We start from the raw sequence: 14,198 nt of genomic DNA on the forward strand, positions 1-14,198 counted from the left end.
GTCACCGCATCAGGAGCAGGACCATGGCCTGGGTCGACAGGACCCGGAGCAGCATGGTGAGCGGGTACACCGTCGCGTAGGACAAGGCCGGCGCTTCGGATCCGAAGTGGGCGTTGGCGAAGGCCAGGGCGGGCGGATCCGTCATGGCGCCGGCCAACAGGCCGCAGAGCGCGGTGTAATTCGTTTTCAAGAACAGGCGCGCCACGACCCCCACCACCAAGAGCGGCACCAGCGTGATCGCCGCCCCCCACAGCACCCACCCCACCCCCGGACCCGAGAGCAGCGTCTCGACGAATTTTCCGCCGGATTTGACCCCCACGCAGGCCAGGAAGAGCGAAATCCCCAGTTCCCGGATCATGAAGTTCGCGGAAATCGGCATGTGCCACACCAAGCGGCCGATCCGTCCCAGCCGCGCCAGCAAAATAGCCATGACCAAGGGGCCCCCCGCCAATCCCAACCGCACCGGCGCCGGCAGGCCCGGGACCGCCAGGGGCAAACTGCCGAGAACGACGCCCAGGGCGATGCCGACCAGGAGCGGAACGATTTGGGGGTCGTTGAGCTGTTTGGGCGAATTGCCCAACTCCTGGGCGGCTTGGCGGAGCGCGTCGGCTTCGCCGACCACCAGCACCGTGTCGCCGAACTTCAGTCGGAGTTCCGGGTGCGCCGCGAATTCGATTTCCATGCGGGAGAGCCGGGTGATCGTCACGCCGAACCGGCGCGGAAATTCCAGCGAATCGATCGTTTGGCCCAGGACGGATTTGCGCGTCACCAGCACGCGGCGCGTGGCGATGTCGCTCGGCACGTCCCGGAGGTCCACGTCGCTCACGCGGCCGACGATCAGGCGCAAATCCTCCAGTTTGTCTTTGGGACCCACGGCCAGGATCACGTCGCCCAGGTCGAGCGTCATGTCCGGCCGGGCGATGGACACGCGGCCCCCGTGCCGAACGCGGGAAATGACCACCGTCGATTGGGGCGAGCCGGGCATCCGCCCGATGGGAATGCCCGCCAGATTGACGTTCGTGACTTCCAAATTGACCGCCTGGAGGGACGGAGCGTTTTGTTTTTTGGAAAGGGCGAAGGCCTCCAGTTCCTTCTCGGGCCGGATGCGGAAGACCGTGCGAAGCACAACCATCACCAGGATGATGCCGATGACGCCGAAGGGGTAGGCGACGGCGTAGCCCATGCCGGGGGTCTTGACCAATTCCGATTCGGGGCCGGCGATGTCGCGCAGGGCCTGCTGCGCGGCGCCGAGGCTCGGGGTGTTGGTGGTGGCGCCGGCCAGAACGCCGACCGTGGCCGGGAGGTCCAGCCCGCCCCAGTGGTGGGCGATGCCCGCCATGGCCACGCCGCCCAAAACCACGGCCGCGGCGAGGAGGTTCAAGGGCAGGCCCTCTTTTTTAAGAGAGGAGAAGAAGCCCGGACCGACTTGAAGGCCGATGGCGTAGACGAAAAGGATGAGCCCGAATTCCCGGGTGAACTCCAGCACGTGTTCGTTCAGCGTGACGCCCAAGTGGCCGAACAACAACCCGCTGAAAAGTACCCCGGCGATGCCGAGGCCCAAACCGCGGACTTTCAGTTGACCCAAAGCCAGCCCCAGGGCCGCGACGGCGGTGATGACCAGGACGGCGTGGGGGACGGATTCGGGATCCAACAGCGTGGCGAAGAGGTTCATGGGATTAATCCTTTGTGAGTCGTAGTGCCGCGGCGAGGACCACGATGGTCACCGCCAATAAAACGTTGACGCGGGCCCAAAAAGCCAACCGACGGGCGGCCGCCTTGAATTCCGGCGCCGCCGGACGGTCGGCCAGGCGAATCAACGCCGGGCCGAGGGAAAGGTCGTGCCAAAAGCTTAGGACCAGCATGACGGCGAACGCCCCGAGCTTGATCGACAACAAACGGCCGTAGGTCGTTCCGGTCAAATACCGGGGGGAACAAAACAAAAGGTAGCGAACCCGGTGGAGCCCGGTGAGCGCCAGGATCGCCAAGGCGGCCCACCCGGCGCGAGAAAAACGCCGGCCCACCGTTTGAACCAAGGGCAGTCGAACCGCGGGGGGCACGTCCCGCCGGAGCACGGGCCCCAAAATGCCCCCGGTAAAGAGCATGCCGCCCACCCAAAGGGCCCCGGCCAAAAGGTGCAGGGCGTGGAGCGCGAGGTCCATCACGCGTAAAGAAACTCGCGGATGTCGTAGTGGGCCCGCCGGGCCCCGGTGTCGGGCAATCGGGCTTCCATGGCCGTCCGCTGGTTCCACCGTTCGTTTTCCGTGAGGGGCGTTTCGCCGGGGCGGGACGGACCGCCCTCGTAAGGGGAAAAGTAAATCATATCGCCGGGCCCGAGGGGCGCCCGCGCCAGGAGGTCCGCGGTGCCGGCCACGTGGCGGTCGCGGTGTTCCCGGCCCCCGATTCCCAGAAGCACGATGGGCCCCGCGTGGATCCCCGCGTTTTTTAATTTCCGAATCGCCGCCACGACGGCCTCCGGGTCGCCCGGCTTCCGAATTTTTCGCCGAAGGGTCGGGTCGCCGGTTTCAACGCCCAGATACACCCGTCGAAGGCCCGCCCGCTGAAGCGTTCGAAGATCCTCCGGGGACCAACGCGCCAGCCGCGTGGCTTCGCCGAAGGCGTAGACGCCGCCCACGCCGTCGTCCTGGGGCCGGGCGAGACCGGGAAAGCGGGCCGCCGCCCGTTTCACCGCCGGGATCAACTGGGCGGGCGGGACGTCCAGCGCGTTGGCCGCCCCGAGGAAAAGCGAGCATCGGCCCGCCAAGGCGGGACCGAAGAGGCGTTCCACGTCGTCCAGGTGCCGTTCGAATTCTTCCGGCGACTTGATCCGAAAGGTTTGCCCCGCGTAAAAATCGCAAAAAGAGCACCGGTTCCAAGCGCACCCTTCGGTGGCCTGCAGAACCAGGGAGAGGTATTGATCCGGCGGCAATACGCCGATGGGTCGATAGGTCCGATGAAAATCTTCGGACTCGGATTCCCAGGCGGTCGTGAGCTTGACATGGGCCTTGGCCGCAAAAATCTCGGCTCGATCGTCGTTGGCGCGGACCGGGCGCCCCCGGACCAGGCAACGGAATCGTTTCGCCCGCCGAAGGGCGGGCAAATCCCGGCGAAAGCCTTCCAGGAGATCCAGAAACCGCCGGCGAAGAGCCGCCCGCTCCCCGGCGTTCAGGGGCCGCACGTCGCGTCGGGAGCGTCCGTCCGGGCCCGCCGTCCATTTCTTTTCCAGGCAACGGCCGTCCCACCCCCGGGCGATGTAGCGGTCGTTTTCGAAAAGAGCCCGGGGGCGTCCCGCCGCGTCGAACGTCAGCGTCGGGGCGGACCCCAGCGCCAGGGTGGCCGTCCCGGCGGTGAAGCCGAGGGTCACGGAGGAGGCGGAAGCGGAACGGGTCGTCGCGGTGGCCATAACGAAAAAAAGCTTCCCAGGTCGGGAAGCTCCTGAAAGGGGAGTGTAACATCTTGGATCGTCTCGAAACATGACGGGCGTCATGGATTCTCGTCGCCGGACGGTTATACTTATCCCGTGACCCCCCACACCGACTTAGGCGCAAGCCCGGCGTCCCGACCCGCGTTGAGCGGCGAGCGCCCGGCGCCGCCCCGGCTCATCTTCTGGGAAACGACGGCGGGATGCAATTTGCGCTGCGTCCATTGCCGCCGCCTGGACGTGTTGGACCAGGTGTCCGAAACCGATTTGTCCACGGCCTTCGCCCGGGACATGATTTCGGACATCGCGTCCTACTGCAAACCCATTTTGGTCCTCTCGGGCGGCGAACCCCTTTTCCGTCCGGACATCCTGACCATCGCCGACCACGCCCGAAGCGAAGGCCTCCGCGTGGCGCTGGCCACCAACGGCACCCTGGTCACCGCCGAAAAAGCCCGGGACATCCATAAGGCGGGCGTCGCCCGCGTGAGCATCTCCCTGGACGGCGCGGTGGCCGCCACCCACGATCGTTTTCGCGGGGCGGGAAATTTCGAACGCGCCCTGGCCGGGTTCAAGCACCTCAAGGCCCAGGGCGTGTCCCTCCAAATCAACATGACCGTGACCCGGTACAACGCCGAGGAACTTCCCCGCCTCCACGACCTCTGTTTGTCCCTGGGCGCCGACGCCTTGCACCTCTTCATGCTGGTGCCGGTGGGGTGCGGCGTTCAGATCGCCGATTCGGACATGTTGCCCTCCGCGGAATACGAAAAGTGGCTCAACTGGTTTTACGAACGGGAGCGGGAACAGCGCCTCGAAATGAAGGCCACCTGCGCCCCCCATTATTTCCGCATCGTGCGCCAGCGCTCCAAGGAAATCGGCGGGTTGCCGCCCAGCCATCACCGTCAGGAAGCCAAGGGCGCGACGCACCCCCATCAAGCGCTTCATCAGACGACCAAAGGCTGCCTGGCGGGCCAGGGCGTCTGCTTCATTTCCCACAAGGGCGAAGTGTTCCCCTGCGGGTATCTTCCGATTTCCGTGGGCAGCGTTCGAACGACCCGGTTCAAGGACATCTGGGAGCTCTCGCCCGTTTTTCAGGATTTGCGAAACCCCGCTTTGCTGGAAGGCAAATGCGGGGCCTGTTCGTTCAAATACGTCTGCGGCGGCTGCCGGGCCCGGGCCTACTACGCCCACGGCGACGCTCTGGCGGAGGAGCCCCATTGCGTTTACGTTCCGGACGGGTACCAAGGAGATTTGGCGTGAACCGCCGCGCGGTCGGGTTCGTCGGGTTGGCGGTGCTTCTCGCCGGCGGCTGTCGTCGGGCCGAAACGCCCGCGTCCCCGGCGGCCTTCGACGCGGCCGCCCTGGAGGCCCGTTACCCCGCGGATCTGGGTTCGGCGTCGCTGGACGTCTCCAGCTACCCGCCCGAAAAAAAGGCCGATTTCGAGTTGTTCGCCCAAAAATGTTCCGGTTGCCACACCCTGGCCAGGCCCCTGAATTCGCCCTGGAGTTCCGAGGTCGATTGGCGGCGTTACGTCGAGCGGATGGAAACCAACGCCGAAGACAAATCCGGCAAACCCTTTCTCGCCGCCGTGGAAGCTAAAAAAATCATATCGTTCCTCGTCTACGACAGCCGGGAACGTAAAATCAAAAACAACATCGCCTTCGAGGCCGAACGGGCGCGTTTGAGCGATCTGTTCGCGAAGGTCGTGGCCGAAAAGAACCGGTTGGCGGCGGCCAAAAGCAAATCCCAGGGCCGGGAATCCGCCCCGTACGTGGGCGATCGTTAACGTTTTCGAATCAATCTTTCAGGAGGGACCACCATCGTGAAAAAACAAGCGGTTGTTTGGGCGTTGGCTTTGGGGTTGGGCGCGGGCGCTCTGGCGGTGCGGGCGGAGGACGCGGGCAAGATTTACGCGGCGAAGTGTCAATCCTGCCACGGCAAGGACGGCAAAGGCAACCCGGCCATGACGAAGGTGTTGAAGGCCGACATCGCGGCGCTGAGCCTCGTGGACGACGCAAGCCTCGCCAAAACGGACGCGGAATTGGTGAAAATCACTCTGGACGGCGTCGGAAAAATGCCGAAATATCAAGGCAAATTGGCCGAGGCGGACGTTCAGGCGGTCACCGAATACGTGCGCGCGCTTAAGCCCGCGCCCGCGAAATAGCTTTTTCGATCCATCGCGTCCAAGGAGTTTCTATGAAACGATTGTCTCTGGCGTTGGGGGCCCTGGTTCTCTTTGCGGCGGCGGCGGGGGCCGAAGACGTGGTCAAGCTTTACGGGGCCAAATGCGCCGGGTGCCACGGCAAAGACGGCAAAGGCAGCGCGGTCATGGTCAAGGCGCTCAAGGTGGATTTGGCGGCCTTGAGCCTGGTGGACGCGCCGAGCCTGGCGAAGAAAGACGAAGAGTTGGTCACGTTGACCCTCGTCGGGCAAGGCAAAATGCCGGCTCAGAAGGGCAAAATCAAGGACGAGGACGTCAAAGCCCTGGTGGCCTACGTCCGCGGTTTGGCGCCGAAGTCGGCCCAGTAATCTTCCCAAGAGCATGAGCGGAGCGCCCGTGCGCCGGCACCGCCTTTTCCCCAACGGATTTTGGGAAAGGACGGCGCTGGCCGGGGCGCTCCTTTTGTTTGGGGGCGTGGGCCGCCTCCGGGCCGACGGCAACGAAGACTGCCTCGCCTGCCACGGCAACGCCGATTCCGGCGCCCCCAGCGTCAATGAAAAGGCCTTCGCCCGATCCATTCACGGTCGCAACCTCTGCGTTTCCTGCCACGCGGACGCCACGGAAATTCCCCACGCCGAAAAACTCGCGCCGGTCTCCTGCGCCCGGTGCCATCGATTGGAAACGCAAATTTATCTGAACTCGGACCACGGCCGCGCCGTCGCCCGGGGCAAAGTCGAGGCCGCCTCCTGCAAGGATTGCCACGGGCACAGCCACACCCTGTTGAATTCCCGGAACCCCGCTTCGCCGGTCAACCGCCAAAACATTCACGACACCTGCGCCGCCTGCCACGGGAAAGACGACGCCCCCGCCAACCAAAATTTGACGGAGCGAAAACCCGTCGACAGCTACGATCACACGGTCCACGGGGTGGCGTTCCGCGCGGGCAAAATCAACGCGGCCGTCTGCTCCGACTGCCACGGCACCCACGATCTGCACGGGTCCGCCAATTCGGCCAGCCGGGTGAACCGGGCCCGCATCCCCGAGACCTGCGGCCGGTGCCACCAAAACGTTTTTTCCGTTTACCAAGTCAGCATCCACGGCCGCGCCAGCGCCAACGGGATCAAGGAAACCCCCGTGTGCACCGACTGCCACGGCGAGCACACCATTCAATCCCCGGAAAATCCCGCGTCCTCCGTGTTTCGCGGCGCCGTGACCAAGACCTGTTCGGGGTGCCACGAGTCCGAACGCATCGTGGCCAAATTCGGCCTCCCCGCCGGCCGGCTCAAAAGTTTCATGGACACCTACCACGGCCTCGCCTCCCAGCGGGGGGATTTGCGGGTGGCCAATTGCGCTTCCTGCCACGGGTGGCACGACGTGTTGCCCTCCGCCGACCCCCAATCCGCCGTGAACCCGGCCAACCTGGCCAACACCTGCGGCCGCTGCCACGCGGGGGCCCAGGTGAAGCTCCTCGCCGGGCGCATCCACGCGGGCAAAGAGAACCGGCCGCATCAATGGATTTTGTTTTTTCGATGGTTTTATTTGATCGTCATTCCCCTGACCATCGGGGGCATGTTGCTGCACAACGGGTTGGACTTCCTCCGGAAAGTGATCGACCCGCCGCCCCCGCCCCACGGGCGGGAGTTGTCGGTGTTGCGGCTGACGGCCCACGAGCGCGTTCAACACGCCTTGCTGGCGGTGGCCTTCACCGTGTTGGCCGTCAGCGGATTCGCCTTGGCTTTCCCCGGCGCCTGGTGGGCCGCGCCGTTCCAGTGGGCGGGGGGAGAAGCGGCCCGCAAAGCCCTGCACCGTTGGACGGCCCTCGGGTTCGTTTTGATGGGGGTTTGGCACGGCGGTTACATGGTCGGCACCGCCCGGGGCCGGTTCCTGTTGCGCGAGGGTCTCTTCCCCCGCCTGCGGGACCTCACCGAACCCCTGCATTTGGTTCTCTTTAACCTGGGCCTGCGGAAGACCCGGCCCGCCCTTCGTTACCCCACGTACATCGAACGGGCCGAATACTGGGCCCTCCTGTGGGGGTCGTTGGTCATGGTGGCCACGGGGGCCACGTTGGTCTTCAACAACTTCATGCTCCGCCACGCGCCCCTGTGGGTGCCGGACTTGGCGACCCTGATTCACTACTACGAAGCCATTCTCGCGTGCCTGGCCATTTTGGTGTGGCACGCCTATTGGACGGTGTTCGATCCCGCGGTCTACCCCATGAATTGGGCGTGGTTGATCGGCCGCCTGCGTCGCAAAAAAACGGCGTCGCCGGAGAAATCCCATGGCCCGAAATAGAACCGCTTTTCTGCTGGCGATTCTCCTGGGGGCGCCCGCCGCGCTCCGCGCCAAATACGCGGGGCCGGACGCCTGCGCCGATTGCCACACCCAGGAATTCCAGGACTGGAAACCGTCGGTGCACGCCCGCGCCTACGTGTCCGAGGTTTTTCAAAAATCGTGGAAAGAAAACGGCTCCAACGTCGCCTGCCTGAAATGCCACACCACCGGCTGGAAGCCCGGCACCGCCGCCTACGCCCACGAAGGCGTCACCTGCGAATCCTGCCACGGCGCGATGGCCGAGGGGCATCCGGCGGACCGCATGCCGATTCCCGGCGGTTCCGACATGTGCCGCGAGTGTCACAAGAAGTCCCACGGGGAGTGGAAGCTGAGCAAGCACGGCCAAAAGAACATCCGGTGTTTCGACTGCCACAAGGTTCACGGCCAGGGGCTTCGGTTGGGCGGCGGCGACGCGCTGTGCGGCTCCTGCCACGCCGCCAAGCTCAAGGATTTCGCCCACGCCACCCACCACCAGGAAGGCCTGAGCTGCAACACCTGCCATTTTCCGAAATCGTCGGCGGGTCCCGACGCGATCATGGGGACCGGCGCCCCGGGGCACAACTTGTCCGTGGGCCCGCAGGTCTGCGATCGGTGCCACGAAGAAACCGTCCACAAAAGCGGCCGGTTGGCGGATTTGCGGTCCCGCATGAGCCAGACCGAAAAGCACATGGCCGTGGCCGGCGTGACGAGCGTTTTTGAACTGAACGAGAAAGCCAAGGATTTGGAATGGAAGCTGGAGCGGGCCCGGTCCAACGCCTGGTTGGTCGCGTTGCTGGGCCTGTTGGCGGGCTTGGGCCTGGGTTGGGTGGCCGCGTGGTACGCGTTCCGGCCCGGGGCCAAGAAATGACCTTTGAGGTGTCCCGCCGTTCCCTGTTGAAGGGGATGGTGGGCGCGGTGGCGGCCGCGGGGCTGCCCCACTCGACCCGGGCCGAAGGCCCGGTGGTCAAAAGCGACGTGTTCAGCGTGCTGGTGGACATCCCCCGTTGCATCGGCTGCCGGGCGTGCATGCGCGGCTGCCAACGGGCCAACGATCTGGACGCGCCCCAGGACCTCATGGACATGGAGCACCTCGAGTCCCGCCTCGAGCCGACCCACAACCTCTGGACCGTGGTCAACCGCGAAGGGGTAGAAACCCGCCGGCACGTCAAGCGTCAATGCATGCATTGCTTGGAGCCGGCCTGCGTGTCGGTGTGCCCCGTGGCCGCCCTCCATCAAACGGAAGCGGGCCCGGTCCTTTACCGGGAGAGCCGGTGCATCGGCTGCCGTTACTGCATGGTCGCCTGCCCCTTCGACGTTCCGCGGTTCGAATGGAACAACGGCCTGACGCCGGTGATCGGCAAATGTCAATTCTGCGCCTCCCAGCGTTTGTTCAAGGGCCTGCCCCCCGGGTGCGTGGAGGCCTGCCCGACCGGCGCCCTCAAGTTCGGCCGACGCGACGAGATGCTTTTTGAAGCCAAGGCGCGAGTTCACGCCCGGCCCGACGTGTACGTCCCCCACGTTTTCGGCGAGGAGGAAGTCGGGGGCACCTCCTGGCTCTACATTTCCGACGTGCCCTTCGAGAAGCTGGGGTTCAAAAAAAACCTGCCCAAACGGCCTCTGCCGTCCTTGACCTGGGACGTGGTCAGTTGGATCCCCGGGATCGTCGCGGTGCTCGGATCGCTCTTCGGGCTCCTGGCGTTCAACCTTTCCCGCAAAACCCATTCGCCGTCGGCGCCGAAGGACGAAGCGTGATCGGCTGGCTTTTTTTAACCGCGGTGGCCGGGGTGTTGGGCTGGCTGGCCGTGAGCTACGGACTCGGGCGTCCACCCCGCCACGGGCTTTCGTGGGCCGCCGGGGCGACCGGCGCCCTGTGGGCCGTGACCGCGGTGGTGCTGGCGATCCGGTTCACCCGCGGCATGGGGGTCATGACCCACATGACCGACGTCAATCCCTGGGGGATCTGGGTGGGGTTCCTGCAGGCCGGGGTGGCGTTGTCCGGGGGCGGGTTCGTCATGGCGGCCACGGTGCACATCTTCCACATCAAGCGGTTCGAGCCGATCCTTCGCCCGGTCGTGCTTCTGGCGTTCCTCGGCTACGTTTTTGTCGCCCTCACCTTGTTCATCGAAGTCGGGCGCCCGTACAATCTGTGGCACCCCTTGGCAATGTGGCAGCACCATTCCATCATGTTTGAAGTGGCCTGGTGCGTGACCCTCTATTTGACCGTGCTGGCCGTGGAGTTTAGCCCCGCCGTTCTGGAGCGACTCGGCTACGGGCGGGCGGTGGAGGCGCTCCATCGGGCGGCGATTCCCATCGTGATTTTGGGCGTGATCTTGTCCACGTTGCACCAATCGTCCATGGGGACGATGTTCCTGATCGTTCCGCAGAAGATTCACCCCCTCTGGTCGTCGACCTTGCTGCCGGTGTTTTTCCTGGTCTCGTCGGTGGCGGTGGGGCTGTGCGTGACCGTGGTCGCGTCGTTCTATGCGGCGCGGATTTTCGGCAAAACGCTCGATCGGTGGTTGTTGGCCGATCTGGCCCGGGCGGCCAGCATGGTGCTGTTTTTGTACGCCGCGTTGCGACTGGTGGACGTGTCGGCCCGGAACGCCTGGGGCCGGTTCACCGATCCGGGGTGGCTGGGAGGCGTTTTCCTGTTGGAAGTGGGGGGCGGGGCCCTGCTGCCGGCGTTCCTATTGTCCCGCCGCGCCGTTCGGGATCGGCCCCGCTGGACGGTGGCGGCGTGCCTGCCCGTCTTGGCGGGCGTGGTGTTGAATCGTTTGACCGTGAGCTGGTTGGCGATGGTCCCCTACACGGGCCCGGGCTATTTTCCGCATTGGATGGAGGTGTCGGTGTCCTTTGCGCTTTTGACGGGGGTGGCCGTGGTGTTCGGCGTCGCGGTGCGGACGTTGCCCGTCTATCCGGCCGCGGATTCGCCGTCGGCGACGATCCTTCCGGTTCGGGGTTAAGCGGAGCGGATTTCTTGTGAGAACGAAGGAGACCGAATGAACGAGCGTCGATTCCCGGAGCACTTCTACAATTGGATTTCCCTGGCGGGGGCCGCCCTGGCCGTGGGGGCTTTTTCCATCATCGTCCTTTTAATCCTGATCGATTTCGTCGTCCAAGAAACCACGTTGTATCTGGGCATGTTGACCTACATGATCTTGCCCGGTTTTCTGGTGGCGGGGCTGGCCATGGTGTTGGGGGGCGCCCTCTGGGAGCGCCGCCGACGGGCCCGGGGCCTGTCCGCGAGCCTGGAGAAATCGTTCAACATCGATCTGCGGAATCCGCAAACCCGCCGGGCCATCCTGATCGGCGTCGCGGTGACGTCGGTGTTCCTGGTGGCCTCCAGCCTGGGGACCTACAAGGCCTATCACATTTCCGAATCGACCAAGTTTTGCGGCACCCTTTGCCACTCCGTGATGTCCCCCGAATACACCGCCTACCAACGGTCCTCTCACGCCCGGGTGGCGTGCGTGGCCTGCCACATCGGGCCCGGGGCGGACTGGTTCGTCAAATCGAAACTGACGGGCGCCTATCAAGTGTATTCCACGATGTTTCACAAATTCGCCCGGCCCATCGAAACCCCCATCAAGAACCTTCGCCCCGCCCGGGACACGTGCCTGCAGTGCCATTGGCCCGAAAAATTCTTCGGCGAGCGCAAGCACGTGAACCCGCACTTTTTAGCCGACGAGAAGAACACGCCCTACCCGATCACCCTGCTGGTCAAAATCGGCGGGGGATCGGCCCAATCCAACGGGGGGTCGGGCATTCATTGGCACATGATGATTTCCAATAAACTGGAATACATCGCCCGCGACCGGGCGCGGCAGGAAATCGCCTGGGTGCGCAGCACCTCCCGGGACGGGCGCGTGAGCGTCTACGAAGACCCGGACAACGCCCTCACCCCCGAGGAAAAAGCCAAGGCGGAAATTCGGACGATGGATTGCATCGATTGCCACAACCGTCCCAGCCACAATTACCGCCCTCCCCAAAAGGAAGTCAACGCGGCCCTGGCCGCCGGGGACATCCCGACGAACCTGCCCTTCATCAAGCGGGAGGCGGTGAAGGCCCTGGACGCGGAATACGCCGACAGCGCGGCGGCGCGCGCCGCCATCGCGGACAAAATTCGCGGATTCTACGAAAAGGAATACCCGGCGGTGTGGGCGTCCCGTCGGGCGGACGTGGAGGCGGCCGCCCGGGCCGTCCAGACGATCTACGCGCAAAACTTCTTCCCCGAAATGCGGGTGACCTGGCGCGCCTACCCGGAAAACATCGGCCACTCCCTGGCGGCCGGGTGCTTCCGCTGCCACGGCACGGGCCTCAAAACGTCGACGGGCGGGACGATCACCAAAAACTGCTCCACCTGCCACACGATCATGGCCCAAGGGACCGGTCCCGGGGCCGACACCGTCGCGCTCAAAGGCCTTCCCTTCCGCCACCCCCAGGACATCGGCGGCATGGAACAGGAAGGTCAATGCAGCGCGTGCCACCAGGGCGGCGCCGAATTGTATTGATCGGCCCCCGGGTCGGCACCGCGTTCCGGCCCGGCTCGATCGCTACGACCGGTTCCATCCCCGCGGACGCGAGGTTCGCGCGGGGCATGACGGCGGTCATGGCCCCGCCGGAGCGGTTGTGATTCAATAAGGGCGAGGGCAACGGCGCCCATCGACCGCGGTCCTCCCGGCGCTGGACAAAGGGGGCCCCGTGACGCGTTCTTCGACGAAGGACAATCGACGGTCGTTCGTTTTTCAAGTCCGTTCCGGGGTGGGCGAAGATCCCGCCGAGATATTAACCCACCTGACGCACGCCGTCTGGCGCGCCTTTGAAAAGCGCACCGGTCCGGGCGCCGTGGACCCCCACCAGTGGCCCAACGTTTTCCGAACCCTCCGCGACGCTTTTAAAAACCGCCTCTCCTACAACCCCCGTTGCGGCCAGTGGGATCATTGCCGCCGGGCCCCCTGCGCTTTCTGCGGCGAAGAATCCCACCCCGCGCCCGCCGGCCAGAAAATCTATCTATTGGAAACCCGCCAGCCGATTCTTCGGTTCCTCCAAATCCTCGCGGGGATCATCGCGCGTCGGTTCCACCGCCCGCCGGGGGCGCCGGCCGTCCGTCGCCGGGAACTTCGCGCCACGCTCGAAGCGTGTTTGACGGAGTCTTTGAAAGAGTATTTCTTCGTCAGCGACCTTTGCCGCCAGTGCCCGTTGCGCGGGACGGAGGCCGATCGACGGGTGTGGGTGCGTGAAACCATGGAACAGCCCTGGGGGGGATGGCGGAGCCTGGCGCCCCAGGACGCGACGGGCGGGAAGTCGCGAGAGGATTGGTAGGGGGAGCGCGTGAGATCCCCGGGCGGCGCGCTGAAGATTCTGGCGGGGATCGACGGCTCCGCGCCGGCCGGGCGCGCGGCCCAATTCGCCCTGGAAAGGGCTTCCGCCGGGGGCGGATCCGTTTGCGTCGTGTCGGTGGTGCCGCCCCTCCGGCGGTCGCCCCGCGCCGGGGAAATCGCGGTGGTCGAGGCGTTGACCCTTCGGGCGCGGACGGCGCTGTCCGAATGGGCCGAACGCTTTGCGGACCGGGGCGTGAAGGCGGAGGTCCGGCTCCTGGAATCCGACCGTCCGGCGGAGGCGTTGCTTCGGGAGGCGGAACGGGCGCGCGCTTCGATGGTGGCGGTGGGCGCCCGGGGGTTGTCGCCCTTCAAGGCCTTTTGGTTGGGGAGCGTTTCCCAGCGCGTGGTCCGCGGAGCCCGTCGTCCGGTTCTGGTGGTCCGGCGGGCGATGCCGCCCCGGGGCCTTCGGGTGTTGGTCGCGGTGGACGGCTCGGCCGTGGGGCGTCGGGCGATCGCTTTTTTGAAGCGTCTGGGGCTGCCCGCCGGTTCGACGGTGACGGCGGTCCACGCGGTGGCCGACCCCCTGGCCCTCTGGGCGCCGGAAGCGGGCTACGGCGGCGTCTACCCCGGCGGGCCGTTCCCTTCGGAGTCCCGGGAACAACGGCGCGCGCGGGGGCTCCGGACCCTGCAAAAAGCCGTGAAGGACCTTCGCGGAAAATTTCCCCGGGCCCGGGGTCGGCTGGCCGAAGGACACGCCCCCGTTGAAATTTTGGCCGCGGCCGGCAAGGTTCGGGCGCACCTGGTGGTCGTGGGCGCCCGGGGGCTTTCCGGGTTGGACCGTTTTTTTCTGGGAAGCGTCTCGCAGCAGGTGCTGTCCCACGCCGAGGCGTCCTTGTTGATCGTTCCGTAAAAGGGGGGACCGTGACCAAAACCAAGCGCGGGGATCCGATGTTTAAAGGGGTGTTCGCCCCGTCGGTGAATATGGGTGAA

14 protein-coding genes are annotated in these 14,198 nt (G+C 65.4%); 11 read left to right on the forward strand and 3 right to left on the reverse strand.

All coding sequences use genetic code 11. The features are described 5' to 3' along the window. Window position 1 precedes the first annotated feature (1 nt). Genes IPP68_11430 through IPP68_11440 form a run of 3 tightly spaced genes read right to left on the reverse strand, consistent with a single transcriptional unit; the run spans window position 2 to window position 3,400 of the window. Complete coding sequence (locus IPP68_11430; protein ID MBL0350965.1) at window positions 2-1,672, reverse strand: putative transporter; 1,671 nt, start codon at window positions 1,670-1,672, stop codon at window positions 2-4. 4 nt (window positions 1,673-1,676) lie between these two features. After that, window positions 1,677-2,162: a DUF4149 domain-containing protein gene (locus IPP68_11435; protein MBL0350966.1), complete on the reverse strand. Its 486-nt coding sequence runs from the start codon at window positions 2,160-2,162 to the stop codon at window positions 1,677-1,679. Further along, on the reverse strand, window positions 2,159-3,400 hold the full coding sequence (locus IPP68_11440; protein ID MBL0350967.1) for a radical SAM protein: 1,242 nt from the start codon (window positions 3,398-3,400) through the stop codon (window positions 2,159-2,161). Before IPP68_11440 ends, IPP68_11435 begins: the two co-directional genes overlap by 4 nt. 165 nt (window positions 3,401-3,565) lie before the next feature. On the opposite strand from IPP68_11440, the gene IPP68_11445 reads away from it, so the two are divergent. From IPP68_11445 to IPP68_11495, 11 genes are all read left to right on the forward strand, one after another. After that, a complete protein-coding gene (locus IPP68_11445) occupies window positions 3,566-4,675 on the forward strand; it encodes a radical SAM protein (GenBank protein ID MBL0350968.1) in 1,110 nt (369 codons plus the stop codon). Beyond that, window positions 4,672-5,202 (forward strand): hypothetical protein, encoded by a 531-nt coding sequence (locus tag IPP68_11450; GenBank protein MBL0350969.1) that lies wholly within the window; start codon window positions 4,672-4,674, stop codon window positions 5,200-5,202. The genes IPP68_11445 and IPP68_11450 overlap by 4 nt, the downstream gene beginning before the upstream one ends. 36 nt (window positions 5,203-5,238) lie before the next feature. Continuing rightward, window positions 5,239-5,580, forward strand: a complete 342-nt coding sequence (locus IPP68_11455) for a cytochrome c (GenBank protein ID MBL0350970.1) — start codon at window positions 5,239-5,241, stop codon at window positions 5,578-5,580. A gap of 32 nt (window positions 5,581-5,612) precedes the next feature. Then, entirely contained in the window at window positions 5,613-5,945 is a 333-nt protein-coding gene (locus tag IPP68_11460) for a cytochrome c (GenBank protein ID MBL0350971.1), read from the forward strand. 28 nt (window positions 5,946-5,973) lie between these two features. Further along, window positions 5,974-7,869, forward strand: coding sequence for a hypothetical protein (locus IPP68_11465; GenBank protein MBL0350972.1), 1,896 nt, complete (start codon window positions 5,974-5,976; stop codon window positions 7,867-7,869). Then, entirely contained in the window at window positions 7,856-8,755 is a 900-nt protein-coding gene (locus IPP68_11470) for a hypothetical protein (protein MBL0350973.1), read from the forward strand. Before IPP68_11465 ends, IPP68_11470 begins: the two co-directional genes overlap by 14 nt. Beyond that, entirely contained in the window at window positions 8,722-9,639 is a 918-nt protein-coding gene (locus IPP68_11475; protein MBL0350974.1) for a 4Fe-4S dicluster domain-containing protein, read from the forward strand. The genes IPP68_11470 and IPP68_11475 overlap by 34 nt, the downstream gene beginning before the upstream one ends. After that, window positions 9,636-10,850: a polysulfide reductase NrfD gene (nrfD, locus tag IPP68_11480; protein MBL0350975.1), complete on the forward strand. Its 1,215-nt coding sequence runs from the start codon at window positions 9,636-9,638 to the stop codon at window positions 10,848-10,850. Before IPP68_11475 ends, nrfD begins: the two co-directional genes overlap by 4 nt. Before the next feature lie 36 nt (window positions 10,851-10,886). Beyond that, window positions 10,887-12,398 carry a NapC/NirT family cytochrome c gene (locus IPP68_11485; protein ID MBL0350976.1) on the forward strand — a complete coding sequence of 504 codons (1,512 nt, stop codon included), beginning with the start codon at window positions 10,887-10,889 and terminating at the stop codon, window positions 12,396-12,398. Between the two features lie 190 nt (window positions 12,399-12,588). Further along, on the forward strand, window positions 12,589-13,209 hold the full coding sequence (locus IPP68_11490) for a hypothetical protein (GenBank protein MBL0350977.1): 621 nt from the start codon (window positions 12,589-12,591) through the stop codon (window positions 13,207-13,209). 9 nt (window positions 13,210-13,218) lie between these two features. Then, window positions 13,219-14,118: a universal stress protein gene (locus IPP68_11495; protein MBL0350978.1), complete on the forward strand. Its 900-nt coding sequence runs from the start codon at window positions 13,219-13,221 to the stop codon at window positions 14,116-14,118. The last annotated feature ends 80 nt before the right edge of the window (window positions 14,119-14,198 follow it).

It is taken from the genome of Elusimicrobiota bacterium, assembly GCA_016722575.1.
In the GTDB taxonomy this organism is placed as follows: domain Bacteria; phylum Elusimicrobiota; class Elusimicrobia; order FEN-1173; family FEN-1173; genus JADKIY01.

What these genes read in the sequence shown, in the direction of transcription:
- IPP68_11440 (MBL0350967.1), bottom strand. Translation starts at nt 3,400, where the DNA reads ATGGCCACCGCGACGACCCGTTCCGCTTCCGCCTCCTCCGTGACCCTC.
- IPP68_11485 (MBL0350976.1), top strand. Translation starts at nt 10,887, where the DNA reads ATGAACGAGCGTCGATTCCCGGAGCACTTCTACAATTGGATTTCCCTG.
- IPP68_11430 (MBL0350965.1), bottom strand. Translation starts at nt 1,672, where the DNA reads ATGAACCTCTTCGCCACGCTGTTGGATCCCGAATCCGTCCCCCACGCC.
- IPP68_11470 (MBL0350973.1), top strand. Translation starts at nt 7,856, where the DNA reads ATGGCCCGAAATAGAACCGCTTTTCTGCTGGCGATTCTCCTGGGGGCG.
- IPP68_11460 (MBL0350971.1), top strand. Translation starts at nt 5,613, where the DNA reads ATGAAACGATTGTCTCTGGCGTTGGGGGCCCTGGTTCTCTTTGCGGCG.